This window comes from Novosphingobium sp. SG919 (genome assembly GCF_012932495.1).
Lineage (GTDB): Bacteria > Pseudomonadota > Alphaproteobacteria > Sphingomonadales > Sphingomonadaceae > Novosphingobium > Novosphingobium rhizosphaerae.
In genome coordinates this window covers 37553-63075 of sequence record NZ_JABCNG010000007.1, presented here as the reverse complement: position 1 = coordinate 63075, position 25523 = coordinate 37553, and the positions used below count along the sequence as shown (strand labels likewise).

At 65.7% G+C, this 25523-nt stretch carries 24 protein-coding genes; 11 read left to right on the top strand and 13 right to left on the bottom strand.

Going from position 1 to position 25523, the window contains the following annotated elements; genetic code table 11:
* The first annotated feature begins 10 nt into the window (after window positions 1–10).
* Window positions 11–1750: an alpha/beta hydrolase-fold protein gene (locus FHT19_RS22525; RefSeq protein WP_169476916.1), complete on the top strand. Its 1740-nt coding sequence runs from the start codon at window positions 11–13 to the stop codon at window positions 1748–1750.
* 291 nt (window positions 1751–2041) lie between these two features.
* On the opposite strand, the gene FHT19_RS22520 is transcribed toward FHT19_RS22525, so the two are convergent.
* Together FHT19_RS22520 and FHT19_RS22515 are read right to left on the bottom strand one after the other, a co-directional pair.
* Window positions 2042–2338: an usg protein gene (locus FHT19_RS22520; protein ID WP_168556028.1), complete on the bottom strand. Its 297-nt coding sequence runs from the start codon at window positions 2336–2338 to the stop codon at window positions 2042–2044.
* 134 nt (window positions 2339–2472) lie between these two features.
* Window positions 2473–3114: a YqaA family protein gene (locus FHT19_RS22515; RefSeq protein WP_168556122.1), complete on the bottom strand. Its 642-nt coding sequence runs from the start codon at window positions 3112–3114 to the stop codon at window positions 2473–2475.
* 198 nt (window positions 3115–3312) lie between these two features.
* Here FHT19_RS22515 and FHT19_RS22510 point away from each other — a divergent pair, with 198 nt between their 5' ends.
* The 3 genes from FHT19_RS22510 to FHT19_RS22500 all read left to right on the top strand — a co-directional run bounded on the left by FHT19_RS22510 (window position 3313) and on the right by FHT19_RS22500 (window position 5396).
* Window positions 3313–3513 (top strand): hypothetical protein, encoded by a 201-nt coding sequence (locus FHT19_RS22510; protein WP_169476915.1) that lies wholly within the window; start codon window positions 3313–3315, stop codon window positions 3511–3513.
* A 23-nt stretch (window positions 3514–3536) separates the two neighbouring features.
* On the top strand, window positions 3537–4643 hold the full coding sequence (locus tag FHT19_RS22505; RefSeq protein ID WP_169476914.1) for an OmpA family protein: 1107 nt from the start codon (window positions 3537–3539) through the stop codon (window positions 4641–4643).
* Window positions 4644–4919: 276 nt separating this feature from the next.
* Complete coding sequence (locus tag FHT19_RS22500) at window positions 4920–5396, top strand: superoxide dismutase family protein (protein ID WP_246866080.1); 477 nt, start codon at window positions 4920–4922, stop codon at window positions 5394–5396.
* A 75-nt stretch (window positions 5397–5471) separates the two neighbouring features.
* Here FHT19_RS22500 and queC read toward each other — a convergent pair whose 3' ends face one another.
* From queC to FHT19_RS24695, 6 genes are all read right to left on the bottom strand, one after another.
* Window positions 5472–6185: a 7-cyano-7-deazaguanine synthase QueC gene (gene queC / locus FHT19_RS22495; protein ID WP_169476913.1), complete on the bottom strand. Its 714-nt coding sequence runs from the start codon at window positions 6183–6185 to the stop codon at window positions 5472–5474.
* A gap of 73 nt (window positions 6186–6258) precedes the next feature.
* Window positions 6259–6684, bottom strand: a complete 426-nt coding sequence (locus FHT19_RS22490; RefSeq protein ID WP_246866079.1) for a hypothetical protein — start codon at window positions 6682–6684, stop codon at window positions 6259–6261.
* A 93-nt stretch (window positions 6685–6777) separates the two neighbouring features.
* Window positions 6778–7674, bottom strand: a complete 897-nt coding sequence (locus tag FHT19_RS22485; protein ID WP_169476912.1) for an Hsp33 family molecular chaperone HslO — start codon at window positions 7672–7674, stop codon at window positions 6778–6780.
* A 27-nt stretch (window positions 7675–7701) separates the two neighbouring features.
* Window positions 7702–8628, bottom strand: coding sequence for an ornithine carbamoyltransferase (gene argF / locus FHT19_RS22480; protein ID WP_169476911.1), 927 nt, complete (start codon window positions 8626–8628; stop codon window positions 7702–7704).
* An 11-nt stretch (window positions 8629–8639) separates the two neighbouring features.
* Window positions 8640–9836, bottom strand: a complete 1197-nt coding sequence (locus FHT19_RS22475; RefSeq protein WP_168556023.1) for an aspartate aminotransferase family protein — start codon at window positions 9834–9836, stop codon at window positions 8640–8642.
* A gap of 151 nt (window positions 9837–9987) precedes the next feature.
* Window positions 9988–10770, bottom strand: a complete 783-nt coding sequence (locus tag FHT19_RS24695; protein ID WP_168556119.1) for a cold-shock protein — start codon at window positions 10768–10770, stop codon at window positions 9988–9990.
* 283 nt (window positions 10771–11053) lie between these two features.
* Between FHT19_RS24695 and FHT19_RS22465 the strand changes: the two genes are divergently transcribed.
* From FHT19_RS22465 to FHT19_RS22455, 3 genes are all read left to right on the top strand, one after another.
* Entirely contained in the window at window positions 11054–11866 is an 813-nt protein-coding gene (locus tag FHT19_RS22465) for a TerC family protein (protein WP_169476910.1), read from the top strand.
* A gap of 30 nt (window positions 11867–11896) precedes the next feature.
* Window positions 11897–12340: a TIGR01244 family sulfur transferase gene (locus FHT19_RS22460; protein ID WP_169476909.1), complete on the top strand. Its 444-nt coding sequence runs from the start codon at window positions 11897–11899 to the stop codon at window positions 12338–12340.
* Between the two features lie 196 nt (window positions 12341–12536).
* Window positions 12537–13634 (top strand): choice-of-anchor A family protein, encoded by a 1098-nt coding sequence (locus FHT19_RS22455; protein WP_169476908.1) that lies wholly within the window; start codon window positions 12537–12539, stop codon window positions 13632–13634.
* 81 nt (window positions 13635–13715) lie between these two features.
* On the opposite strand, the gene murA is transcribed toward FHT19_RS22455, so the two are convergent.
* Window positions 13716–14999 carry a UDP-N-acetylglucosamine 1-carboxyvinyltransferase gene (gene murA, locus FHT19_RS22450; protein ID WP_168556019.1) on the bottom strand — a complete coding sequence of 428 codons (1284 nt, stop codon included), beginning with the start codon at window positions 14997–14999 and terminating at the stop codon, window positions 13716–13718.
* 173 nt (window positions 15000–15172) lie between these two features.
* On the opposite strand from murA, the gene galU reads away from it, so the two are divergent.
* The gene (gene galU / locus FHT19_RS22445) at window positions 15173–16063 is read left to right on the top strand and encodes a UTP--glucose-1-phosphate uridylyltransferase GalU (protein ID WP_168556018.1); all 891 of its coding nucleotides are present in this window, start codon (window positions 15173–15175) and stop codon (window positions 16061–16063) included.
* Window positions 16064–16238: 175 nt separating this feature from the next.
* On the opposite strand, the gene FHT19_RS22440 is transcribed toward galU, so the two are convergent.
* The 4 genes from FHT19_RS22440 to glnE form a co-directional block, all read right to left on the bottom strand.
* On the bottom strand, window positions 16239–16979 hold the full coding sequence (locus FHT19_RS22440; RefSeq protein WP_168556017.1) for a M23 family metallopeptidase: 741 nt from the start codon (window positions 16977–16979) through the stop codon (window positions 16239–16241).
* A 209-nt stretch (window positions 16980–17188) separates the two neighbouring features.
* Window positions 17189–17989, bottom strand: coding sequence for a ferritin-like domain-containing protein (locus FHT19_RS22435; protein ID WP_169476907.1), 801 nt, complete (start codon window positions 17987–17989; stop codon window positions 17189–17191).
* 10 nt (window positions 17990–17999) lie between these two features.
* The gene (locus FHT19_RS22430; RefSeq protein ID WP_169476906.1) at window positions 18000–18473 is read right to left on the bottom strand and encodes a peroxiredoxin; all 474 of its coding nucleotides are present in this window, start codon (window positions 18471–18473) and stop codon (window positions 18000–18002) included.
* Between the two features lie 3 nt (window positions 18474–18476).
* Entirely contained in the window at window positions 18477–21185 is a 2709-nt protein-coding gene (gene glnE, locus FHT19_RS22425) for a bifunctional [glutamate--ammonia ligase]-adenylyl-L-tyrosine phosphorylase/[glutamate--ammonia-ligase] adenylyltransferase (RefSeq protein ID WP_169476905.1), read from the bottom strand.
* 141 nt (window positions 21186–21326) lie between these two features.
* Here glnE and FHT19_RS22420 point away from each other — a divergent pair, with 141 nt between their 5' ends.
* The 3 genes from FHT19_RS22420 to wecB all read left to right on the top strand — a co-directional run bounded on the left by FHT19_RS22420 (window position 21327) and on the right by wecB (window position 25327).
* Entirely contained in the window at window positions 21327–22985 is a 1659-nt protein-coding gene (locus tag FHT19_RS22420) for a M28 family metallopeptidase (RefSeq protein WP_169476904.1), read from the top strand.
* Window positions 22986–22994: 9 nt separating this feature from the next.
* Complete coding sequence (locus FHT19_RS22415; protein ID WP_169476903.1) at window positions 22995–23993, top strand: agmatine deiminase family protein; 999 nt, start codon at window positions 22995–22997, stop codon at window positions 23991–23993.
* Between the two features lie 206 nt (window positions 23994–24199).
* Window positions 24200–25327, top strand: a complete 1128-nt coding sequence (wecB, locus tag FHT19_RS22410; RefSeq protein WP_169476902.1) for a UDP-N-acetylglucosamine 2-epimerase (non-hydrolyzing) — start codon at window positions 24200–24202, stop codon at window positions 25325–25327.
* Window positions 25328–25523 lie beyond the last annotated feature (196 nt).

Here is a 25523-nt window from a genome sequence, read left to right as displayed (position 1 = left end):
GGCAAAATTCATGAATCGCAACACGCGTCATCGTCGTTTCGCGCAAGGGCTGGGCCTTGCCGCGCTCGCCATGATCATGGCCACAGCGCCGGCCAGCGCCGAAGATTTCCGGGTCACCGTGCCCGCCACGGCCAAGGACGGCCCCATCGATGGGCGCGTGCTGGTGATCCTGGCCGCCAAGCCTGATCCCGAACCGCGCGAGCAGGTAAAGCCCGACTATGATGGCGCGCAGGTCTTCGGCGTGACGGTCGATGGCCTCAAGCCCGGCGAGAGCACGACGGTGGGCAGCGGCGTGCTCGGCTTCCCGACGCTCGATCTCAAGTCCGTGCCGGCAGGGCACTACACGGTGCAGGCGGTGCTGCATCGCTATGACACCTATCACCTGGGCAACGGCAAGACTGTCAAGCTGCCCGCCCCGCGCGGCGCCGGGCAGAACTGGCGCGCAGAGCCGGGCAATCTGTTCAGCACGCCGCAGCAGATCGATTTCGATCCCGCGCGGCCGGGCACGATCGCCCTCACGCTCGACCAGGTGAACCCGCCGATCACCCCGCCGGCCGACACGCCCTTCGTGCGCCATTTCAAGATGCGCAGCGCGCTGCTCTCCAAGTTCTGGGGGCGCGACATCTTCCTGACGGCGCACGTGCTGGTGCCGCGCGATTTCGACAAGCATCCAGAAGCGCACTTTCCGCTGATGATCTTCCACGGCCACTTCCCGGCCGACTTCGGCGGCTTCCGCACGAGCCCACCCGATCCCAACCTGAAGTGCCAGCCCAGCGAACGCTTCAACCTGCCCTGCTACAACCGCACCGAGCAGGAAGAAGCCTATGCGTTCTACCAGCAATGGATCGGCGACAAATTCCCCCGCTTCCTGGCGGTGGAGATCGACCACTCCAACCCCTATTACGACGATTCCTATGCGGTGAACTCGGCCAACCTCGGCCCTTATGGCGATGCCATCACGCACGAACTGGTGCCGGCCATCGAAAAGCAGTTCCGCGGCCTGGGCCAGGGCTGGGCGCGGTTCCTCTATGGCGGATCGACCGGCGGGTGGGAATCGCTGGGCGTGCAGATCAAGTATCCCGACGATTACAACGGCGCCTTTGCCGCCTGCCCCGATCCCATCGATTTTCGCCAGTTCATGCTGACCGACATCTATGCCGACAAGAACGCCTATGCCTATGAGGGGCCATTCGGGCGGGTGGAGCATCCCGGCAAGCGCGACTGGCTGGACCACGTGCCCTATACGATGGAGATGGAAAACCGCCTGGAGCTGGTGCTGGGCGACAAGAACCGCTCGGGCGGGCAATGGGACATCTGGGAAGCGGTGTTTTCGCCGATGGGTGCCGATGGCTATCCCCAGCGGCTGTGGGACAAGCGCACCGGGGTGATCGATCCCAAGGTGGCGGCCTATTGGCGCGAAAACTATGACCTGCGCTATACGCTGGAGCGTGACTGGCCCAAGCTGGCGCCCAAGCTGCAGGGCAAGCTACACATCTATGTCGGCACGATGGACAATTTCTTCCTCAACAACGCCGTCTACCTGATGGAGGATTTCCTAAAGAAGAGCGATCCGCCCTATCGCGGCGTGGTCGATTACGGCGACCGCGCAGAGCATTGCTGGAACGGGGATCATGCCCATCCCAACGCCATTGCGCGGCTGCGCTATCACACGTTCTACCTGCCCCAGATCCTCAAGCGGATCGAGGAAACCGCCCCACCCGGCGCCGACCTGAAGAGCTGGCGCTACTAGGTCGTGAACTCATAAATGGCGCCCCCGAGGTTTGAGGCCAAAGGCCCCGTCGCGAGGAGAAAGCGCGCAGGAATATCTTACATATTTCAAGTGCTTTCGACGCTGCGAGGGGGCCTTTGGGTCAAATCCCGAAGGGACGCCAAAATGGCTTCCATCTCAGCCCAAAGTGCCCTTGCAAAGGCTACCGGCCTTCGCGGCGCGCACTTTGGCCCGATATGTTCGCCATTTTGGCGCCTCGGGGGCGCCATTTACGAGTTCACGACCTAAAGCGCCGGCTCTCTTCCGCCGCGCTCAGTTGATGGTGATCACCCCATTGACCGCGCGGTATTCCTGCGGGCCGATCAGGTGGCGATGGGCGATGCGCACGGAATGGAGTGCAGCATCGATTTCGCGCCGCCAATGATCGAGGAATCCGCCCAGGCGGGGGAACCGCGGCGCAAGATCGTATTGCTGAAAGGCAAACATCTGCAACAGCGCCGGGTGATCGGGCATGTAATAATGCACCTCGATCGTGGTCAGGCCATAGCCGGCAAGTTGGCTCAAGAAATCGCTATCAATTCGTCCAGTATTCGCTCCGCCACGCACCATGCCTTCCCTCCGTGCGAGAAAGGGGCCCGGCCCGACGCAAAGCGGTCAGGCCCCGTGAAAGCCTGAAGACTTGAGGGGCCAAGCTTGGCACGTTGCGCTGCACAGTCAAGCCGCGGCATTAACCGCAGCGGCGTTTACCCTTGGGTGAGAATCGCCTTTTCGCAGCGCTCCATCGCCGCGGTCTTGCCACCGCCACCGCCCAGCAAGGTTGCGGCTGCGAAGCCGGCCACCACCAGGATCACGAACCCGGCGGTGACCAGGCCCAGGTACTTGTCGATGAACCGCTTGATCGGTGCCCCGAACAGGCGGAACAGCACGCCCACGATCATGAAGCTGATCGAACGCGAAACCACGCTGGCCAGCAGGAACGGCACCAGCGGCATGCCGATGAAGCCGGCGGTGATGGTCAGCAGCTTGAAGGGGATCGGCGTTGCCCCCTTGAGCACGATGATCTCCACGCCATATTCGCGCAAGTAGCAGGCTGCCTTGGGGAAACTTTCCGTCAGATGCAGCAGGGCAAGCAGTTGCGTGCCCACGCTGTCGTACAGGAAATGCCCGATCGCATAGCCCAGCATCCCGCCCAGCACCGATCCCGCCGTGGCAAATGCGGCATAGCGGACGGCCTTGCGCGGCTCTGCCAGGCACATCAAACCCAGGAGCGGGTGGGGCGGGATCGGAAAGAAACTGGCTTCCATGAAGGCGAAGAGGAACAGCCACCAGCTGGCCTGCGGATGGGCGGCCTTGGCCATGGTCCAATCGTAAAGGCGGCGCAGCATGGTGTTGTCGTGTCCCCGGGTCAGTGGCGGCAATGGCGTGCGGGCAGGCCGCACCGCCCGTTCCTAGTGCAGTGCACAAGATTGCGCCAGCCATGTGAAGCCCGGTGTTGCCGCTTTGCCCCCGGCACGCTCGCGCCAGATTGGCACCCCGCGCGCATGCGGGATGGCAAGGCCCGATCTCCGCCTATCGCGGACCAAATGCAGCTCATCGGCATTTTTTGCGCGAAATTCGGGAACCGCTTTTCACCTGCAGCATTGGAGGGGGCACATGAGGGTGGTTTCAACCGGGAAATTGCTGCGATGGTGACTGATACAGTTGCTTTTCGGCAACAGTTCACGCGTGTGTCCGCTTGCATGAACATAACAGAACCGGTAGACAACTGCCACGACGTGGCATGATCTCGCTAAAAAGGGGAAACGTAATGCGGAAACTGATCCTGGGCGTTGCCTTGGCATCAAGCGCACTGGCGACGCCCGCGCTTGCCAAGAGCAAGAGCTGGTATGTGGAAGGCGATGGCGGCGCGATGCTGCTTGAAGACGCCAACCACGATGTGAACGGCACCACGGATGCCGTAACGGTCGACGCCAAGACCGGTTATGACTTCGGTGCAGTCGTCGGTTACGATTTCGGTGGCTTCCGCCTCGAAACCGAAGCCAGCTATCGCCGCGCTCGTAACGACAAGGTTCGCAACAACGTCAGCGGCGTGGAATACACCCGTGACGCTGGCCAGATCGGCGGCAGCACCAGCGCGCTGAGCTTCATGGTCAACGGCCTGCTCGACTTCGGTCCCGACGATGGCCTCCAGGGCTTCATCGGCGGTGGTGCCGGTGTTGCCAAGGCGAAGTACTACGTCGCCACCCCGGTCGGCCTTCTTGACGACTCGCAGACCAAGTTCGCCTGGCAGGTTCTGGCCGGCGTTCGCGCGCCGCTCACCAAGCATGTCGACGTGGGCCTGAAGTATCGCTTCTTCAACGTCAGCGACGTCAACCTGGTCGGCACCAACGGCGCCTATGCCGGTGCGGACTTCTCGACCCGCTTCCGTTCGCACTCGATCCTGGGCACGCTGACCTACAACTTCGGTGGTGAAGAGCCGGCTCCGCCGCCGCCCCCGCCGCCGCCGCCCCCGCCGCCTCCGCCGCCGCCCCCGCCTCCGCCGCCGCCTCCGCCGCCGCCGGTGTGCAACAAGGGCCCGTACATCGTGTTCTTCGACTGGAACAAGTCGGACATCACGCCTGAAGCGGCCACCATCCTGGACAACGCCATCACCCAGTATGGCAACTGCCAGACCGTTCCGATCATGCTGGCCGGCTACACCGACCGCTCGGGCTCGCCGAAGTACAACCTTGGCCTGTCCAAGCGTCGTAACGACTCGGTCCAGGCTTACCTGACGTCGCACGGCATCCCGGCCTCGACGATCACCAGCCAGGCCTTCGGTGAAGCCAACCCGCGCGTTCCGACCGCCGACGGCGTGCGTGAACTCCAGAACCGTCGCGTGGAAATCACCTACGGTCCGGGTTCGGGCAACTAAGTTCCTCGGCCCCGGTAAAACGGGGCCGGGTTACCCAAGCCGAACGCAAAAAAACGAAGAGGGGTCGGAGCAATCCGGCCCCTTTTTCGTTGTCCGCTGCAGCAATGCCCGGCACATCGACTAGCGCCACGGCACAGCGGCAATATGCCAAGGAGATCCCGGATGCCTTCATCGCTTCTTTTCCGCCGACTGCGCGCTCTGCGTCCCCTCCCCATCCTGGCGGGTCTGGCCCTGCCGCTAACCCTGGCCGCGTGCGGTGATGGCAGCATGGGGGGCATGCACAGCACCCCCACGCCCAAGGCGCAGGTCGTGGCCAATGCCACGCTCATGCTGGCCAGCGGTGCCAGTGCCGGCACGGCCGAACTGTTGCAGGGCCCCGATGGCTTCCGCGTGCATGTCGATGCCAAGGGCCTGCCGCCCGGCGTGCACGGCATTCACCTGCACACCGTGGGCAAGTGCGAGGCGCCCGGCTTCACCACGGCCGGCGGACATCTCAATCCCGATGGGCACCAGCACGGCGCGGAAAATCCGGCCGGATCGCACCTGGGTGACCTCACCAACCTGACGGTGGGCGCCGACGGCACCGGCGCGCTCGATTTCAGCCTGCGTGGCGGCGCCGACATGACCGGGCCGGCCCTGTTCGACGCCGATGGCACCGCCTTGGTGATCCATGCCGCGCCCGACGACTACAAGACCGATCCCAGCGGCAACAGCGGCGCTCGCCTGGCCTGCGGGGTCTTCGTGCGGCAGTGACCGCGCGCTGACGCAAAAAGGGGATGGGCAGGCTGGCTGCTCATCCCCTTTTTTTGTTGCAACGGGTTGGCGGTATCAGGCGCCGTAGCGCGTGCCGTCGGTCAGGCCCGCTTCGGCAAAGCCCGCCTTGCGCAGGCGGCAACTGTCGCATTCGCCGCAGGCGCGGCCATCGGGCAGCGGATCATAGCACGACCAGCTTTCCCCGGCGTCGAGGCCAAGGCGCGCGGCCTCTTGCGCGATTTCCGATTTCTTGAGGTGCTGGAGCGGGGCATGCACGGCCACGGTGCCACCCTGACTGCCGACCTTGGTGGCGACGCGCGCCAGGCCTTCGAAGCCATGGATGAATTCGGGCCGGCAATCGGGGTAGCCCGAATAGTCCAGCGCATTCACGCCGATATAGAGATCCTTGGCCCCGGCCGCTTCGGCCCACGCCAGGGCAAGCGACAGGAACACCAGATTGCGGGCGGGCACATACGTGATCGGGATGTCGTCGGTCAGGCCATCCTTGGGTACGTCGATCGCAGCGGTCAACGCCGAGCCGCCGAACTGGCGCAGATCGAGCGGCAGGATGACGTGGCGTTCAACCCCCAAGCGTGCGGCAATCACGCGCGCCGCATCAAGTTCCACGCGATGACGCTGGTTGTAGTCGATGGTCAAGGCCAGGACGCGAAAGCCCTGCTCCTGGGCCAGGGCCGCGCAGACCATCGAGTCCAGCCCGCCGGACAGCAGGACAACGGCAAGCGGCGCCTGTGCCGCGGGGGAAGATGAAGACAAGTCGGTATCGGTCATGGGCCAAGGGGCTAGCCCTCTCGCCCAGCGCAGGCAAGCCCCCGGCACCCGCCGATTTTTGGCCTGGTGCCGGTCAGCGGGTGCAGGCGCCCAGCCGGCGTGCCTCGGCATTGAAGGCGAAAGGCAACCCCTGGGCGATGCCCTGGGCTTCGATCTGCAGCAGTTGCTCGTTTTCGAAGCGGATGCGGGTGAGCCCCGAACCGGCTGGGCCACAGGCATAGCTGACCGACACGGCGTTGGCCTCGTCCTGCACCACGAACCGGCGGCAGGCTTGGCCGGGATGGCGCAGCTGGATCAGTGGGCGCCCTTCGGCCAGGCAAAGCCGGCTTTCGAAACCACCCGTTTCCCGCGCGCGCACCTGCCATTGTCCAGGCAGGATCCGATCGAGCATGGCAAGGCTCGCGTCACCCCGCTCGGCATCCGCCGGCGCCACCCAGGCGAGGGCAGAAGCAAGGATCGCCGCAGCGCAAGCGCGGCGCAACGCAGCACGGTACGTCATCAACCACCCTCCATCCCTGCCCGACGCGCGCAACAGGTGTTTGCAATATAGAGCAACGGCGCCGCAATTGAAGGCCTGCGCGTTTTGCCCGCCTCAATCGAAACGAAGCGGAAACTCTTTCGAGCAGAACGCGCAATCCACCACGATAAGCCCATCGTCATTGGCCATTTCGGCGCGTTGGGCTTCGCCAAACCGGGCCAGCAATTCGCGGTAGTGCTCTGCCGAGCAGCGGCATCCGCGGGTGAGCGGCAGGCCGCGCGCCACGCGCACTTCGCTTTCCTCGTGGAACAGGCGCCACACCAGGTTTTCGAGGCCGAGTTGCGGATCGGTCAGTTCGGCAGGCGTGAGCGAACCGGCCAGCGCCGCCACGTGCTCCCATTCGGGATGGTCGAGCCGGGCATGCAACCGCTCGCGCCCTTCCTCGCCATCGGGCAGGTGCTGCACCAGCAGGGCACCCGCCACCGTGCGGCCGCCTTCGCTGTGCACGCCCACGCGGATCAGCGTAGGCACTTGTTCGGACTGGAAGAAATAGCTTTCGCAGGCGCGCGCCAGGCTGTCGCCTTCCAGCGGCACGATACCCTGGTAACGCTGATCGCTGCTGGACAGATCGAAGGTGATCGCCAGATAGCCATCCCCGAACAGGGCATGAAGCGAAGGGTGCGGCCCGAGTTCATCAAGCCGCGCGCGATCGTGGCGAACATAACCACGCAATTCGCCCCCGCGATAATCGCATACCAGCAAGTCCACCACCCCATCCTGGGTCTGGGCCTGCATGGTCAGTTGGCCATCATCGTCCTTGAGCAGGGCGCCCAGCAGCGCGGTCAGCGCCAGCGCTTCGGCCAGCAGGTTGCGGATCGGCGCCGGATAGGCATGGGCCGAGAGCACGGTATCGAGCACCGGCCCCAGCCGCACCACGCGCCCCCGCGCGTCGCGCGCGGGGACGGTGAATTGCAGCACTTGGTCAAATCCGGTTTCGGCTTGGTCAGTCATGGAAACTTTCGTTGGTTAGCAGCGCGGTCAGATCTGGCCGAACGCCCAGCGCAGCACCGATTTCTGCGCGTGAATACGGTTTTCAGCCTCGTCCCACACCACCGAGCGCGGGCCATCGATCACCGCGTCGGTCACCTCTTCGTTGCGGTGAGCAGGCAGGCAATGCAGGAACAGCGCATCGCCCTTGGCCTGGGCCATCAGGGCCTCGTTCACCTGGAATGGTGCCATGGCCGCCAGCTTGGCCTCTGCATGGGCCTGGCCCATGGAAATCCAGGTGTCGGTCACCACCACGTCCGCCCCGGCCACGGCCTGCGCCGCATCGCGATAGACCGTGACTTTGGCGCCCTGGGCCTGCGCGCGCGCGACGAACCCGGCGTCGCAATCATAGCCTTCGGGTACGCCGATGCGCACGTTGAACTTCATCAGGCCGGCGGCCTCGACGATCGAGTTGAGCACGTTGTTGCCATCGCCCAGCCAAGCCACTTCGAGCCCGGGCAGCGCCTTGCCATGCTCGATCACGGTCAGCAGGTCGGCCATGATCTGGCACGGATGGGAAAGGTCGGTAAGGCCATTGATGACAGGAACGCTGGCATAATGCGCGAGTTCCTCGACCTTGGCATGGTCGTCGGTGCGCAGCATGATGGCGTCGGCCATGCGGCTGAGCACGCGAGCCGTGTCGGCGATGGTTTCGCCGCGGCCCAGTTGCGTGGTGCCGGCATCGAGCACTAGCGCCGATCCGCCCAACTGGCGCATCGCCACGTCGAACGATACGCGCGTGCGGGTGGAATTCTTTTCGAACACCATGGCCAGCACATGCCCGGCCAAGGGCGCATCGGCATCGGCCCGCCCCTTGGGCAGCGCGGCACGCGCCGCCTTGCGATCCAGCGCATCGGCCAGCATCGCCGCCACCGCATCACCGCCGGCATCGGAAAGGTTGAGGAAGTGCCTGATCATGTCTGCTCGTCTCACGCCGCGGGAGCCGGAGGAACATAGCTGGCCGCGGCGGCCGAAAGCTTGTCCATGAATTCATCGATGTGGCTGTCGTCGATCACCAGCGGCGGCAGGACGCGGAACGTCATGTCGCCAGCCGAAACCGCCAGGAGCTGGTGGTTGTCGCGCATGTGGGCGACGAACGGGCGCGGCTCCATCTTGCACTTGACGCCCAGCATCAGGCCACGCCCGCGCACCAGTTCGAACAAGTCGGGATAGTTGCCGATGAACTGTTCGAGCCGCGCCTTGAGGCGATCACCGGTGGCGCGCACCTGGGCCAGGAATTCGGGATTGGCGACCACGTCGAGCACGGCCTCGCCCGCGGCCATGGCCAGGGGATTGCCGCCATAAGTGCTGCCATGCGTGCCGAACACCATGCCGCGCGCCGCCTGCTCGGTGGCCAGGCAAGCGCCGAGCGGGAAGCCGCCGCCGATGCCCTTGGCGATCGACATGATATCGGGCGTCACGCCATACTGTTCATAGGCGAACATCGTGCCGGTGCGCGCCACGCCGCACTGCACTTCGTCGAAGATCAGCATCAGGCCATGTTCGTCGCACAGCGCGCGCAGGCCCTTGATGAATTCCTCGGTGCCTTCCTTGATGCCGCCTTCGCCCTGGATCGGTTCGACCAGGATGCCGGCCGTGTGCGGGCCGATCAGTGCCTTGGTCGCTTCCAGGTCATTGAAATCGACATAGTGGAAGCCCGGCAGGATGGGCAGGAAGCCCTTGTGCATCTTTTCCTGGTCCGACGCGCTGATCGTGCCCAGCGTGCGGCCGTGGAAGGCATTGCGGAACGTGATGATCTCGAACCGTTCCGGGCTCTGGCCGTGATACTGGTGATAGGCGCGCGCGGTCTTGATCGCGCATTCCACCGCTTCCGCGCCGGAATTGGTGAAGAACACCGTATCGGCAAAGGTCATGTCGACCAGGCGCTGCGCCAGATGCTCGCCCTGCGGGCTGCCATAGAGGTTGGACACGTGCATCAGCGTTTCGACCTGGCGCTGCAACGCGCCGATCAGGTGAGGATGCGAATGGCCCAGCAGGTTGACCGCGATGCCGCTGGCGAAATCGAGATAGCGCGTGCCGTCTTCGGAAATCAGGTGGCAGTGTTCGCCTCGCACCGGACGCACGCCGCACCGGGGATAGACGGGCATGAGCGGGGTGATCGACATGGGGTATGCTCCTGTAAATTCCAAGGACGGTGTATGGATCGGAAATGGCTGTAAAACGACAAATGGCGGCCCAGCGGACCGCCATTTGCACGCGTATGTGGTGATGCAAGGCCCCCAGGTCCATCAGACCCAAGGGGCAATGCGGCCGGGATCAATCCTGGCGCGGCACCAGGTTGACCGCCGAGTGCTTGCCTCGTCGATCAACTTCGAGGTCGAACTCCAGCTTGTCGCCTTCGTTGAGCTCGCGCAGGCCGGAGCGTTCGACAGCGCTGATGTGCACGAATGCATCGGGCTGGCCATCGTCACGGGTAATGAAGCCGAAGCCCTTCATGCTGTTGAAGAACTTGACGGTGCCAGTGGCCTTTTCGCCGGTCAGCTGACGCTGCGGGGCAGCCGGCTTGGCCGCCACGGGGATCACGTCGCCCACAACCTGAAGGTCGGCGGCAGAAATCTTGCCACCGCGATCGACGAGGTTGAATTCCAGGGTCTGACCTTCGGCCAGGCCTTCAAGGCCGGCACGTTCCACGGCGCTGATGTGCACGAACACGTCTTCGCCGCCGTCTTCACGCTGAATGAAGCCGAAGCCCTTCTGGCCGTTGAAGAACTTGACGACGCCCTTACCGGTGCCAACCACCTGGGCAGGCATGCCGCCACCACGGGGAGCGCCGCCGAAGCCGCCACCACCGCCGCCGCCGCGATTGCCGCCGCCAAAGCCGCCGCGATCGCCGCCGCCGAAGCCGCCGCGGTCACCACCGCCGAAGCCGCCGCCGCGGTTGCCGCCGCCAAAGCCGCCACGGTCACCGCCGCCGAAGCCGCCGCGATCGTAGCCACCGCCAAAACCGCCGCCACCGCCGTAGGGATCGAAACCGCCGTCGTCGCCGAAACCGTCGCGCTTGTCGCGTCCGCGACCACGCCGCCCTCTGTCAAAACCCATAAAACCCAATAAACCTTACAATCCGCCCCAATTTTCCCGGCGCCACTGGCCGGACGCGGAGACCAGGGGCACGACAAGGACGACGTGCCGGGCTTTATGGGCCGGCCCTCTCCATTGCGCGGAAGACTATAACGAATAAAAAGCCGATGCGCGAACGGAATCGACGCGCATACGCGATTCAATCGCAAAATATCATTCTCAGCCACAATTCGTGACAAAAGTGCCGCGCTTTAGTGCCGCTTGGCGCCTTGCCGCAGCCTGAACGATACGGCACAAGCGGCCCATGGACCTTGTCGCTCTTCTATCCGACCCGCAGGCCTGGGCCGCGTTCGTCACCCTGGTGCTGCTGGAAATCGTGCTGGGTATCGACAACCTGGTGTTCATCGCGATTCTGTCCAACAAGTTGCCAGCCCACCAGCAGGCACGCGCGCGGCGCATCGGCCTGGCGCTGGCGCTGGTGCTGCGCCTGGCTTTGCTGTCCCTGATCGGCTGGATCGTGACATTGCAGGCTCCGCTGTTCGACCTGGGTCTGGCTGGCGCCCCCGGCGCCCATGGCGAGCCCACGTTCGAAACCGCGTTTTCCGGGCGCGACCTGATCCTGGTGGCCGGCGGGCTGTTCCTGCTGTGGAAAGCGACCAAGGAAATCCACCACACGCTTGACCCCGAACCCAGCGGCGAACTGCTCGACCAGAAGGGACACGGGGAAAAAGGCGGCCTGGGCCAGGCCGTCGTCGCCAACTTCGGCGCGACGATTGCCCAGATCATCGCGCTGGACCTGGTGTTCTCGATCGATTCGATCCTGACCGCCGTGGGCATGACCGACCAAGTGCCGATCATGATCGCGGCGGTCATCACCACGGTTTCGCTGATGATGCTGGCGGCCGATCCGCTGGCCAAGTTCATCGAGCACAATCCCACGCTGGTCATGCTGGCGCTGGCGTTTCTGGTGATGATCGGGCTGGTGCTGCTGGCCGATGGCTTTGGCGTTCACATTCCCAAGGGCTATATCTATGCCGCGATGGGCTTTTCGGTGTTTGTCGAACTGCTCAACATTGCCGGCCGCCGCCGGCGCACCGCCACGCGCCAGGCCTCCTGAAATTTCTCCTTTCGCACGCAAGGTATTGCCATGTCCCAGTTTCGCCAAGTCGACAGCCAGTTCCTGGCCAGCCCGCAGATCACCGTGGCCGACGTGGCCGAAGCCCAGCAACTGGGGGTGAAGCTGATCGTCAACAACCGCCCCGAGGGCGAATCCGACGACCAGACCCCCGGCGCGGAAATCGCCGCGGCTGCCGACGCCGCCGGTATTGCCTATGTGGCCATTCCGGTCACGCACGCGGGCTTTTCCATGCCGCAGGTGGAAGCTCTCAAGCAGGCGCTGGCCCAGATCGGGGATGCGCCGGTGCTCGCCTATTGCCGGTCGGGCACGCGGTCCACGCTGCTGTGGGCGCTGGCCCAGGCGGCCAACGGCGGCAATCCGTTCGAGATCGCGGCCAAGGCGGGCGCGGTCGGCTATGACATCGGGCCGATCCGCGCCCAGGTGGATATCCTGAGCGCCCGCGCGCAAGGTTAACGCGACCGCGCACCGGAAGGCCGCCTGGCGCGTGCCAGCGGCCGCCAAACCGGGCCTCAAGCGTTAAGGATTGTCAAAACACTGTGCCATCGTGAGACCCGACGCAAAACTGTGTTGCGTTGTATCGCCAAGCGTGGCCAGGGTTTTTCGCGCGCCTGACGCTCGGGCGCGCGCTGCGACAGGACATCACTTTCCCATGCCCGCCCCTTATCGGCTGCCCGCCCGTACCCGCCTGACCGCTGCCGTTGCCACGCTGGCTGCGCTGGCGCTGCCGTTCCAGGCCATTGCCGCATCCACCCCGGTGGGGATCGATGCGCTCAAGGTCTACAACCTCATCGTGCTGGGCAACCTTACCTCTTCATCGGAAGTGGAAGGGCGCACGTTCGTGGGCGGGAACCTGACGGGCAATTCGTCCAACTATCTCATCTCAACCCTGCCTGCGTCGAGCTATACCGGCCCCGGCCTGGTCGTGGTGGGCGACGTGACGGGCGGGATCAATAACCTCAACAACGGGTCGGGCGCGATCGTGGGGGGCAACGTTTCGAGCGGGTTCAACCTCAACGGCGCCACGCAGACCGTGCAGGTGGGTGGCGCGATCGCCAACACCAACGTCAATTCCAACACCGTCCAGGCGAACCTGGGCACGACCAATCCGGGCTTCGTCAGCAGCCTGCAGCAGGACGGCAGCCTGATGTCGACCAGCATGACCGGGCTGTCCTACCAGCTTTCCCAGCAGGGCGCGAACAGCACCCTGTCGATCAGCGGCAATCGCGGCACGTTCAACGCGCAGCCGGGCAGCAACGGCGTGGCGGTGTTTTCGATCACGGCAGCCGATCTCGACAAGATCGGCGAGATCCAGTTCAACACCAACGGCGCCGATACGGTGATCGTGAACGTGACCGGCAGCACGATCAACCTGAACGACAATTTCCTGGGTGGCACGGCCAACCTGGGCGAACACGTGATCTGGAACTTCGTGGACGCGACGGACCTGACACTGACGACCGCGTGGGGCGGTTCGGTGCTGGCGCCCAAGGCGGCCGCGCACACCTATAACTATATCCAGGGTTCGGCGGTGTTCGGCAGCCTGGTCCAGGACGGCGAAATGCACATCGGCACGTATAGCGGCAGCTATGTCGTGCCGAGCGATCCGCAAGTGCCGTCTTCGTCCAGCACGAGCAGCAGCAGCACGGGCGGCACCGACGTGCCCGAGCCGGGCATGCTGGCCCTGCTGGCACTGGGCCTGGGCGGGCTGATATTGGGCCGCAAGCGGCGCGACGACGCCGCCGCCTGAACCGGGCGAAGCGCAGACAGAAAAAGGGCCGCGCCAGCCATGCTGCGCGGCCCTTTTTGCATGCCCTACACGCGGGCCGGCTCAATCGCTGCCGACACGCTCCACATCGGCGCCGAGCAGGGCGAGCTTTTCTTCCAGCCGCTCGTACCCGCGATCGAGGTGATAGAGGCGATGGACCTGGGTTTCGCCCTCGGCGGCAAGGCCGGCGATCACCAAGCTCATCGAGGCGCGCAAGTCGGTGGCCATGACTTCGGCGCCCGACAGCTTGTCCACGCCGTGGACCACGGCGGTGCGGCCCGAGGTTTCGATGCGCGCGCCCATGCGGTTCAATTCGGGCACGTGCATGTAGCGGTTTTCGAAGATTGTTTCGGTCAGCACGCTGGAGCCCTTGGCCAGGCACAGCATGGCCATGAGCTGGGCCTGCATGTCGGTGGCAAAGCCGGGATAGGGTGCGGTGGAAATGGTCACGGGCCGCAGATCCCCATCGGCGGCAATGTGCAGGCCACCGCGCACCGGCTCTACCGAAACGCCGGCATCGCGCAGCGCCTGGACGGTGGTTTCCATGTCTTCGATCTTGGCGCCCTGGAGCGTGACTTCGCCGCCGGTGATCGCCGCTGCGCAGGCATAGGACCCAGCCTCGATACGATCGGGCATGACCATGTAGGTGGCGCCGTGCAGGCGCTCCACGCCATGGATCGTCAGGTCCGAGGTGCCGATCCCTTCGATATCCGCGCCCATCGCCACCAGCAGGTTGCACAGGTCGACGATTTCCGGCTCGCGCGCGGCGTTGTGCAGGGTGGACTTGCCCTTGGCCAGCACCGCGGCCATCAGCGCGTTTTCAGTGGCGCCGACCGACACCACCGGGAAGCTGTAGCGCCCGCCGGGCAGCCCGCCATCGGGCGCGATCGCGCGGACATAGCCGGCGGCCAGCTCGATATGCGCGCCGAACGCTTCGAGGGCCTTCAAGTGCAGGTCGATCGGGCGGTTGCCGATGGCGCAGCCGCCGGGCAGCGACACGGTCGCTTCGCCGGCACGCGCGAGCAGCGGGCCGAGCACGAGGATCGAGGCGCGCATCTTGCGCACGAGGTCATAGGGCGCGACGGTCGAGGTGAGCCGCGTGGCCTGCAGCGTCATCACGCGGCCGAAATCCTCGGGGCGCGCGCCGGCGATGGCAGTGGACACGCCGAACTGGTTCATCAGGTGCTGGAAGCCGTCGATATCGGCCAGGCGCGGCAGGTTGCGCAGCGTTACCGCTTCATCGGTCAGCAGCGCGCAGGGCAGCAACGTGAGCGCCGCATTCTTTGCCCCCGAGACCGGGACCGTACCAGAAAGACGCTTGCCGCCGCGAATGATGATCTTGTCCATCGCGGCGGTTTAGCCGGTTTGCGATGCAGGGCAAGGGGCTAGGCAGCATTGCAGGCAACATGGTGAATATTGCGTTGCAGCATTTTTTGCACGCCCTGCCCGTTGCGGAACTTGTCATCGCAAAGGCAGGCTGCTTAACTATCGTGTAACAGGACAATGGGAAAGACAACGTCATGAGCGAAACCACCGCAAGTCCCCGCAAACCGATCCGCAAGGCCGTGTTTCCCGTTGCCGGCCTTGGCACCCGCTTCCTGCCGGCCACCAAGGCCGTGCCCAAGGAGATGCTGCCGATCGTCGACCGCCCGCTGATCCAGTACGCCGTGGACGAAGCGCGCGAAGCAGGGATCGAGGAACTGATTTTCGTGACCGGCCGCGGCAAGACCGCGATCGTGGAGCATTTCGACACCGCGTTCGAGCTGGAAACCACGATGGCCAGCCGCGGCAAGGATCTTTCCGTGCTCGACGATACCCGCATCAAGCCGGGCAACCTGGTCACCGTACGCCAGCAGGTGGCCATGGGCCTGGGCCACGCAGTGTGGTGCGCGCGCGAAGTGGTGGGCGATGAACCCTTTGCCATTTTCCTGCCCGACGAACTGATGGTGGGCGCGCCCGGCTGCATGAAGCAGATGGTCGACGCTTATAACGAAGTGGGCGGCAACCTGATCTCGGTGCTGGAAGTGCCCGAGGAAGAAGTGTCGAGCTATGGCGTGATCGCACCGGGCGCGAAGATTTCCGGCAGCCTGACCGAAGTGACCGGGCTGGTCGAAAAGCCCAAGCGCGAAGATGCGCCGTCCAACCTGATCATCTCGGGCCGCTATATCCTTCAGCCCGAAGTGATGCGCACGCTGGAAAACCAGGAAAAGGGCGCCGGCGGCGAAATTCAGCTGACCGACGCGATGGCCAAGATGATCGGCACCCAGCCGTTCCATGCGGTGACCTTTGCCGGGCGCCGGTTCGACTGCGGCAGCAAGGCCGGTTTCGTGGAAGCGACGATCGCCTTGGCGCTGGAGCGTCCCGACCTGGCCGACGATGTGCGCGCCGTGATCAAGAAACTGGTGGGCTGAACCCCGCACGCCTTGCCAGCAAGGCAAACAGGGCGGCGAAGCGAACTTGCGCTTTGCCGCCCTTTTTTGCGGGCCAGAGCCGCCACCGCGCGCGGCACCGGCATAGAAAAAGGCGGCCGTTGCCGACCGCCTTTTTCCGCATCCTCTCCGATGCTTTATCCGGGAAAGCTGGCGCTTATTCTTCGCCCTCGCCTTCGGCGTCGGTGGCGTTGAACGCGCGGATCTGCGACGCGTCGGCGGCGCTGGCCAGCTGGGCAAGATTGGCGTCACGCTGCATGTAGGGCAGCGGATTGACCGCTTCGCCAGCAACGCGAACTTCATAGTGCAAGTGCGGGCCGGTCGAATGGCCGGTCGAACCGACGTAGCCGATCACGTCGCCCTTGTGCACGCGCTGCCCTTCGGCAACGGCGATGCGCGACATGTGGCCATAACGGGTTTCGAGATTGCCGCCATGTTCGAGCTGAACATAAAGGCCATACCCACCAAAGCGTTCGGCCTTGCCCACCAGGCCATCGGCGCTGGCGCGGATCGGCGTGCCGGTGGGCGCGGGCAGATCGACACCCTTGTGCGCGCGCAGGCCACCGTAGATCGGGTGGGTGCGCAGGCCAAAGGCGCTGCTCATCGCGCGGCTGCTGGTGATCGGCATCAGGGTGGGGATGGAAACCGAGCTGGAACGAACCAGGGGAGCCTGGGCCGAGGCGGCGTTGCCACCATCGAGTGCTTCCCAGCTGGCGAACAGCTTGGAGAATTCTTCATCGCCGGCCGGCGCGGTCAGACCGGCCTTGGCGGCTTCGGCGTTGCGCAGCGGGGCGGCAATATCGGCGGAAGCGGCGTTGTTGGCCAGAGCCGGCGTGGCAAGCCCAAGAGTGAGAATGGTGCCAAGGGCAGCCAGACCGGTAGACAAGGTTTTTTTCATTGCGACCCGTACAACCTCTTTTCGGCTGGTATGCCGCGCGCCCTGCCCATCGGGCCTTGCGCCATCGGCACCCGCTTTGTGCTGACCCCCAGCGAACCGCGCCTGCCAGACGATCGCGGTGGAACCGCGTGCCCGGCCGGGCGTTGTTCAGAGATTGGTGGTAACCCCCCGCCGATCTCGTGACGGTGGGGTAGCGGCGGGTGCGCCTCTCACGCAAGAGCCGCCATCATTTCACACGACAAACCGGCTGAACGACGCGCCGAGTCGTTGAACGGTGGCTTAACGCTGCCTCGGAAGTGTTGCGTAACCAGCGTTTTCCAAAGCTGCGGTGCCTGTTTACCACGCTCTGCGCACACTTTGGCGAAATGGCTTGTACCAAAACGGACATGCCGAACTTCGTCGTCAACGATTCGCTGCAGGATTCGCGCGGTGGTGTGATCGTCTGCCGCCTGGAAGCGGGCGATGGTCTGCGGTGTCACATCCAGCCCGCGGGCTTCGAGCACCATCGGCACGACGGCCAGGCGCGCGGCCACATCGTGCGCCGTTTCGCGCGCCGCATCCCACAGCCCATCGTGGGCCGGCATGGCGCCATAGTGGCTGCCCAGCGTGCGCAGGCGGCGTGCCAGCAGGGCAAAATGCATCGCTTCGTCTGCGGCCACGCCCAACCAGTCCGACACGAAATCGCGTCCGCGTTCGGCGCCAAAGCGGCCTGCGGCATCGAGCGCCAGGTCGATCGCCACGAATTCGATGTGGCACAAGGCATGGATCAGCGCGAGACGCCCCCGTTCCGAACCGCCGCGCCCGCGCTTGGGCATCTGGCTCGGCGGCAGCAGTTCGGGTTGTGCGGGCCGCGCCGGCACATCGGGCATGGTCACGTCAAAGGCGAAGGCAAGCTGCCCGGCAGCCCAGTCACGCGCCACGGACCGCGTGGCCATGACCTTGTCACGCGGATCGGCGGTCAGCATGGCGGCGCGAATCGCCGCCGCCACGGTAGGAAGCGATGGAGTCATGCCGCGCGCGTTACAGCGCCTTGGCCGCCGCGAGAACCTGCGCGGCGTGGTCCTTCACTTTCACCTTGTTCCACACTTGCGCGATCCTGCCATCGGTGCCGACTAGGTAGGTGGTGCGCTCCATGCCCATGTAGGTGCGGCCATACATGGACTTTTCGGTCCAGATGCCGAGCGCATCGGACAGGCCGCCTTCTTCTGCATCGCTGGCGAGCGGCGCGGCCAGGCCATGCTTGGCAATGAACTTCTCGTGGCGTTTGGGCGGATCCTTGCTCACCCCCAGCAGCGCGGTGCCGGCGGCGGCAAAGTCTTCTGCCAGGGCGGAGAAGTCCTTGTTTTCCGTGGTGCAGCCGGGCGTATCATCCTTGGGATAGAAGAACACGACCAGCTTGCGCCCGGCAAAATCAGAAGGCTTCACCGGGCTGCCATCGGGCGCGGTCAGCGGCAGATCGGGCAGCGGATCGCCCACGCCGGGAAAAGTGCTCATGCGTTATATCTCCAATGGTTGCCCGAAGACCTGGCCCCAGGCGTGGGCGATGCGGTGTCTTGCCCGGGCGACCGCGTCAAGCAGGGCATCCCAGCTTTCCTGGCCGCAGGCGGTGGCGACGATGGCACGGCTGGCGGGCGGCGGGAACATGCCATCAGGGGCAACCAGGCGCACTACGACCAGAAGCCCCGCCAGCAGATCGTGCGCGCCACGCAGGCCCGCCGGCAGCAGGCCCGACTGCTCCAGCGCGGAAACCGCCGCGCCCAGATCAGGTTCGAGTGCGACATGATCGCGCAATTGCAGGTAGTGTGCGAGGAATTCCAGATCGACCAGGCCACCGCGCGCAAGCTTGACATCGAGCGGGCCTTTCGCGGGCTTGTGCCGTGCCATTTCGCTGCGCATGGCCAGCACATCATCGCGCAGCGCCGTGCCATCTCGGGGACGGCACAGCACGCGGCCAACGATTTCGGCCAAGGCGGCGCGATCGGCGGCGGTGCCGAACAGCGGGCGCGCGCGGCACAGCGCCATGTGCTCCCACGTCCACGCATCCTCGCGCTGATAGCGCTCGAAACTGTCGAGGCTGACCGCGATAGGCCCTTGCGCGCCCGAAGGACGCAGGCGCGTATCGACGTCATAAAGCGCGCCGGCCGCCGTGGGCACGGATAATGCGGCAATCATGCGCTGGGCCAGCCGGTTGAAATAGAGCGTGCCGCCGATCGGCCGCGCGCCATCGGATTCGCGGGCGAAAGCATCGGCCGGCCCGCCGAACAGGAACACCAGATCGAGATCCGAGGCATGGGTCAGCGCGCCCCCGCCCAGCCGCCCCAGGCCGAGCACGACCATGCGCGCATCAGGCACCTGGCCATGGACGCGGGCAAATTCCTCCTCCGCCGCCGTGCCCAGCACCGCCAGTGCCGCCTCTGCCACGCGGCTGAGCGCGGCGGCCACGGCCAGCGGCGGGTGCAGGCCTTCGACCAGTTGCACGCCCAGGGCAAAGCGCAGTTCGCCCACCTTGCGCCGCACGGCATCGAGCAGGCGCTGGTAATCGTCGCCCACTTCGCCGCGCGCCAGATCGGCCATGATCTCTGCCACGCCGCCCGGCAGCGCGAAGGCGGAATGATCGATCAGGGTATCGAGCAGGTCGGCCCGCCGCGCCAGGTCGTCGGCCAGGGTTGGCGCATGGGCCAGCACGCGCATGACCACGGCCATCAGGCCCGGCCGCGCCTCAAGCAAACGGAACACGTTGATTGCCGAAGGCAGCGCGGCCAGGAGCCGCTCCCACCGCGCCAGGGCATGATCGGGGTCTGGCGCCTCTGCCAGGGCCTGGAGCAATTGCGGGCGCACGCGCGAAAAGGCGGCGCGCGCCTCGTCGCTGCGCAGCGCGCGAAAGGCGCCGCTGTCCCACGCTTCCACGCGGCGGGCGAGGCCGTTGGCATCGGCAAAGCCCAGGTCGGCCAGATCCTGGGCCAGGCTGCGGTTGTCCACCGCCACCGCGCCAGCGGGGGAAATGATCGCCAGCAGCGCGTCGAAGCGCCGGGCGACCGCCTCGGAAATGCTCTGGATCTCGGCGATCAGCGCGGCGCCATCGGCATGGCCGGACAGTTGCGCGACACTATCGAGTGCGGCCTGGTTTTGCGGCAGGGCGTGGGTCTGCTGATCTGCCACCATCTGCAGTCGGTGTTCGAGCACGCGCAGCCGGTCATAGCTTTCGCCCATGATCACGGCATCGCCATCGGTGATGATCCCGGCCTCTGCCAGGGCATCGAGCGCGGGCCGCGTGCCGCGCAGGCGCAGCGCCGGATTGCGCCCGCCGTGGATCAACTGGTGGGTCTGGGCAAAGAATTCCACTTCGCGGATGCCGCCGCGCCCGCGCTTCAAGTCATAGCCCGGCCCAACCTGCTGCCCGGCGGCATAGTGATCGCGTATCCGCGCGGTCAGCCGGCCGATTTCGGCAATCGCGCCGAAATCCAGGCTGCGCCGCCACACGAAGGGGCGGATCGTGTCGAGGAACGCCTGGCCGCGCGCCACATCGCCCGAAGCGGCTCGCGCGCGGATATAGGCGGCACGTTCCCACGCCAGCGCGCTCGATTCATAATGCGTGATCGCCCCTTCGAACGGGATCGCCAGGGGGCTGACTTCCGAAGCGGGGCGCAGGCGCAAGTCGATGCGGAAGACATAGCCTTCGTCGGTGATGGTGGAGAGCAGTTCCACCACCCCGCGCGCCACGCGTTGCGCCGCCTCCCCCGGTTCGTCACGCGCGCGGCGCGGCAGGGCATCGGGATCGTAGAGCAGGATGGGATCGATGTCCGAAGAATAGTTCAGTTCCTGCGCGCCATGCTTGCCCAGGCCAATCGCGGAAAAGCCCACCGAAGGCGCATCGGGCACGCGCCGCGCGATCGCGGCGGCAATCGCCGCATCGAGTGCGCGATCGGCAAAATCGGACAATTCCTGCATGACCCGGCCAAGCGGCAGCGCGCCGGCGATATCACCCACCGCGAGGGCCAGCGCCAGGGCCAACCGCTCGCGCCGCAAGGCGATGCCCACATCGTCGCACCCCTCCCCCGCGCGGCGCGCATGGGCCAGCGCGGCCTCGATCTTGCCCTGTGCCAGCAAGGCAGCCAGATCGGGCTGGCGATCGAGCGCGCGGGCCAGGAACGTGGTATGCGCGCGCGCCAGGACCAACCCTTGTTCCCAATCGATTCCGTGCGGCACGCGGGCTTCCTCTCTAGCTGGCCGTTCGCGCGGCCACGGCAGGCCGTCTTGCCGCAGCGGGCCGCCTCTGCCAAGTAGCCGGCATGAGGCCCGCGCGTTCCCCCCATGGCGCGGGATTGTTTGTAAAAAGGGATTTGCCCCATGCGTGTTTCCTTTGGCGCCCGCGCGGCTGCCTTCCTGCTGGCCACGGCGCTGGCCGCCCCCGCGCCCATCTTTGCCGCGACCGCCCCGGTGCCCTCCGTGCCGGTTCCGCTGATGCGCGAAACGATCAAGACCCTCGCGTCTGACGAACTGGAAGGCCGCGCGCCCAGCGGGCCCAAGGAACAGGCGGTGCTGGATGCGATCATAACCCGCTTCAAAGCCGCCGGCCTCAAGCCCGGCAACAAGGGGCAGTGGCTGCAACCCGTGCCGATGGTGACGATCGCGGCCAAGAACATCAGCCCGCTGACCGTGGGCAGCCTGTCGTTCAAGCCGGGCGCCGATTTCGTGGTGGGTTCCTATCGCGAAGCCGATCACACCACGATCGACGCCAGCGAACTGGTCTTCGTTGGCTATGGCATCACCGCGCCCGAGCTGGGCTGGGACGATTATGCCGGCGTGGACATGAAGGGCAAGATCGCGGTGATCCTGGTCAACGACCCGGACTATGAAAACGCCGACGAACAGGGCCTGTTCAAGGGCCGCCGGATGACCTGGTACGGCCGCTGGCCCTACAAGTATGCCGAAGCCGCGCGGCACGGCGCCAAGGCTGCGCTGATCGTGCACGATACCTTCCCCGCCGCCTATGGCTGGAACGTGCTGGAATCGAGCGGCGGCACCGGCAATTTCGTGGCCAGCGCCAACAAGGGGATGGACCAGACCGAGGCCAACGGCTGGATCCGCCGCCCCGTGGCCGAGGCGATCTTCCAGGCCGCCGGCAAGGACTTTGCCGCGCTGTCGGCCGCCGCCAAGCAGAAGGGCTTCCACGCGGTGTCATTGGGCGCCACGGCCAGCCTGTCGTTCGACAACACGGTGACGCACAGCACCTCGCACAACGTGATCGGGGTGATCCCCGGCACCAGTCGCGCCAATGAATATGTGCTCTATTCCGGCCATTGGGACCACCTGGGCCACTGCAAGCCCGATGCCACCGGCGACGATATCTGCAACGGCGCGATCGACAATGCCAGCGGCGTGGGCGCACTGGTCGCGCTGGCGCAGATGAACCGCCGCGCCGGCCCCACGCCGCGCACCCAGGTGTTCGCCGCCTGGACGCTGGAGGAATCCGGCCTCCTGGGTTCGGAATACTATGCCCAGCATCCGGTCTATCCGCTGGCCCGCACGGTGGGCGGGGTCAACATGGATGCGCTTTCGCTGATCGGCCCGACGCGTGACGTGCAGGTGACCGGGGGCGACAAGTCCGATCTCACCGCCATCCTGCGCCAGGTGGAAGGCCAGATGCACCTGACCGAAACCCCCGAGGATCACCCCGAGCGCGGGCACTATTACCGGTCTGACCATTTCAGCCTGGCCAAGCGCGGCGTGCCGATGTTTGCCGTGGGCCGCGGCACCGACCTGGTCAATGGCGGCACCAAAGCAGGCGAAGCGGCCACCGAAGACTATGTCGAGCATCACTATCACCAGCCTTCGGACGAATATTCCGATAGCTGGGACATGACCGGCATGGCCCAGGAAGTGGAACTCTATTACCGCCTGGGCCGCGCGCTGGCCACCGGCACGACCTGGCCCAACTGGCACCAGGGCGATGAATTCCGCGCCGTTCGCGATGCCAGCCGCGCAACCGTCACGCAGGGCAAGTAAGCAAACCTGATGAGCGAAAACACCTTCACGGGCGGTTTGATGCCGCCCGAATTCGCCCCGCAGGACTGGCTGTGGGTGGGCTTTCCCCACCTGGCCGAAGAATGGTCGGGCGTGATCGACCGCGCGCAGGAACAGATCGCCCAATTTGCCAGCACCGTGGCCGAGAGCGGCCAGCCGGTGAAGCTGATCGTGCGCGATGCGGCCAACCGCATGCGGGCCGAGCGGCTGACCAGCGCCGCCGTGACCATCGAAGAGCGCATCTATGGCGACGTGTGGCTGCGCGACACCGGGCCGCTGGTGGTGTCGGATGGTGCCGGCGGGCGCCGCGCGCAGTTGTTCGGGTTCAACGGCTGGGGCGGCAAGTACCTGATGCCGGGGGACCAGGAGATCGGCGCCAGGCTGGCGGCCGATGCGGGCCTTTCCGCCAGCAAGGCCGATTGGGTGCTGGAAGGCGGCGCGCTCGATGGCGATGGCACCGGCCTTGTCGCCACGACCGAGCAATGCCTGCTCAACCCCAACCGCAACCCGCACCTTGCGCGCGCCGACCTGGAGATGCGGCTGCACCGCGATCTGGGCTATGACCGCGTCTTGTGGCTGGGCGATGGGCTGATCAACGACCACACTGATGGTCACGTGGACAATTTGGCACGCTTCGTCGGCGCCAATCGCCTGGCCCTGCCCCGCGCCACCGGGCCGGACGATCCCAACGCGGCGATCTATGCCGATGCTGCCGCCCGTGCGCGCGATTTCGGCGTCGAGGTGGTGGAGGTGCCCTCCCCCGGCCGCATCGAATGGGGCGGCACGGTGCAGCCGGCCAGCTATATGAACTTCGTGATCACCACGCATATGGTGATCGTGCCGGTGTTCGGCTCGGTGCACGATGCGGCCGGCGTGGAAGCGATCGGCGCGCTGTTCCCCGGCCGCGCCACCGTGGGCGTGATGGGCGATGCCGTGCTGGTGGGCGGCGGCGGATTCCACTGCGCCAGCCAGCAGATGCCGCGAGTTTAAGCGAGATTTCGGCACCGGCCCGCTCCCCCACCCGGCCTCCCGACGATAGTACCCTATGGGGGGCCGGGTGGGGGAGCGGGCCGGTGCCGGAATTCAAAATTCGCCCTTCCGCGAATTTTGACAGAGCACTACCGCTCCACATCCGATGTTTCCCTTAAGCGCAAGCCCTTATCCGGCGCTTAAGATTCGCCCTATAAGGCGGGCCCATGACCCAGCCCGCACCCAAGACCGTCCTCCTCGTGTTCGGCACCCGGCCCGAGGCGATCAAGATGTTTCCCGTGGTCCACGCCCTGCGCGCCGATGGGCGCTTTCGCGTGGTCACCTGCGTCACCGCGCAGCATCGCGGCATGCTCGACCAGGTCCTGGCCATCGCGGGGATCGTGCCCGATCACGACCTTGACCTGATGCGCCCCAACCAGACGCTCGACGGGTTGACCGCCGCGCTGCTCACCGAAATCGGCAAAGTGATGGACGCGGAAAAGCCCGATTGGGTGGTGGTCCAGGGCGATACCGCCACGGCCATGGCCGGCGCGCTGGCCGCCTATTACCGCAAGATCGCCGTGGCCCACGTGGAAGCGGGGCTGCGCAGCCACAATATCTATCACCCTTGGCCCGAGGAGGTGAACCGCAAGATCATCGGCACCATCGCCGCGCTGCATTTCGCGCCCACCGAAACCGCCGCCGCCGCGCTGCGCGCCGAAAACGTGGACCCGGCCGCGATCCACGTGACCGGCAACACCGTGATCGACGCGCTGCACTGGGTGACCGACAAGATCGCCGCAGAGCCCACGCTCGCCAGTGGCCTGGCGCCGCTCGAAGCCCGCTTTGCCGGCAAGCGCCTGATCGGCGTTACCAGCCACCGCCGCGAAAACTTCGGCGGCGGGCTGGAAGCCATCGCCCAGGCGATCCGCACCCTGGCCGCGCGGCCGGATGTGGCGCTGATCTTCCCGGTCCACCCCAACCCCAACGTGCGTGCGGTAATGGACGCGGCCCTTGCCGACCTGCCCAACGTGGCCCTGATCGAACCGCTCGACTATCCCCACTTCGCCCGCCTCCTCGCCATCAGCGAGATCATGCTGACCGACAGCGGCGGCGTGCAGGAAGAAGCCCCCGCGCTGGGAAAGCCCGTGCTCGTCATGCGCGAAACCACCGAGCGCCCCGAAGGCGTGGAAGCCGGCACCGCCAAGCTGGTCGGCACCGATGCGGCGCGCATCGTGGCAGAGGCGACCGTGCTGCTGGACGATCCCGCCGCCTATGCCGCCATGGCACGGGCGCACAATCCTTTCGGCGATGGGCATTCGGCCGCGCGGATTGCGGATTTGCTGTCGGGTTAGAAGAACTTAGCCCCTAACTTTTCAATTGGCACCGGCAGAGGGCCTGCGGGCAAGTGGCTTCGACAAGCTCAGCCCGAACGGAATCTCAGGGAACTCCATACGTACCTCCCATTCGCCCTGAGCTTGTCGAAGGGCTCCGCGCGCGGCGCTCGCGGCTGGAACGACACTCGGGCCAAGTCGAACCTGGAACGTCTTG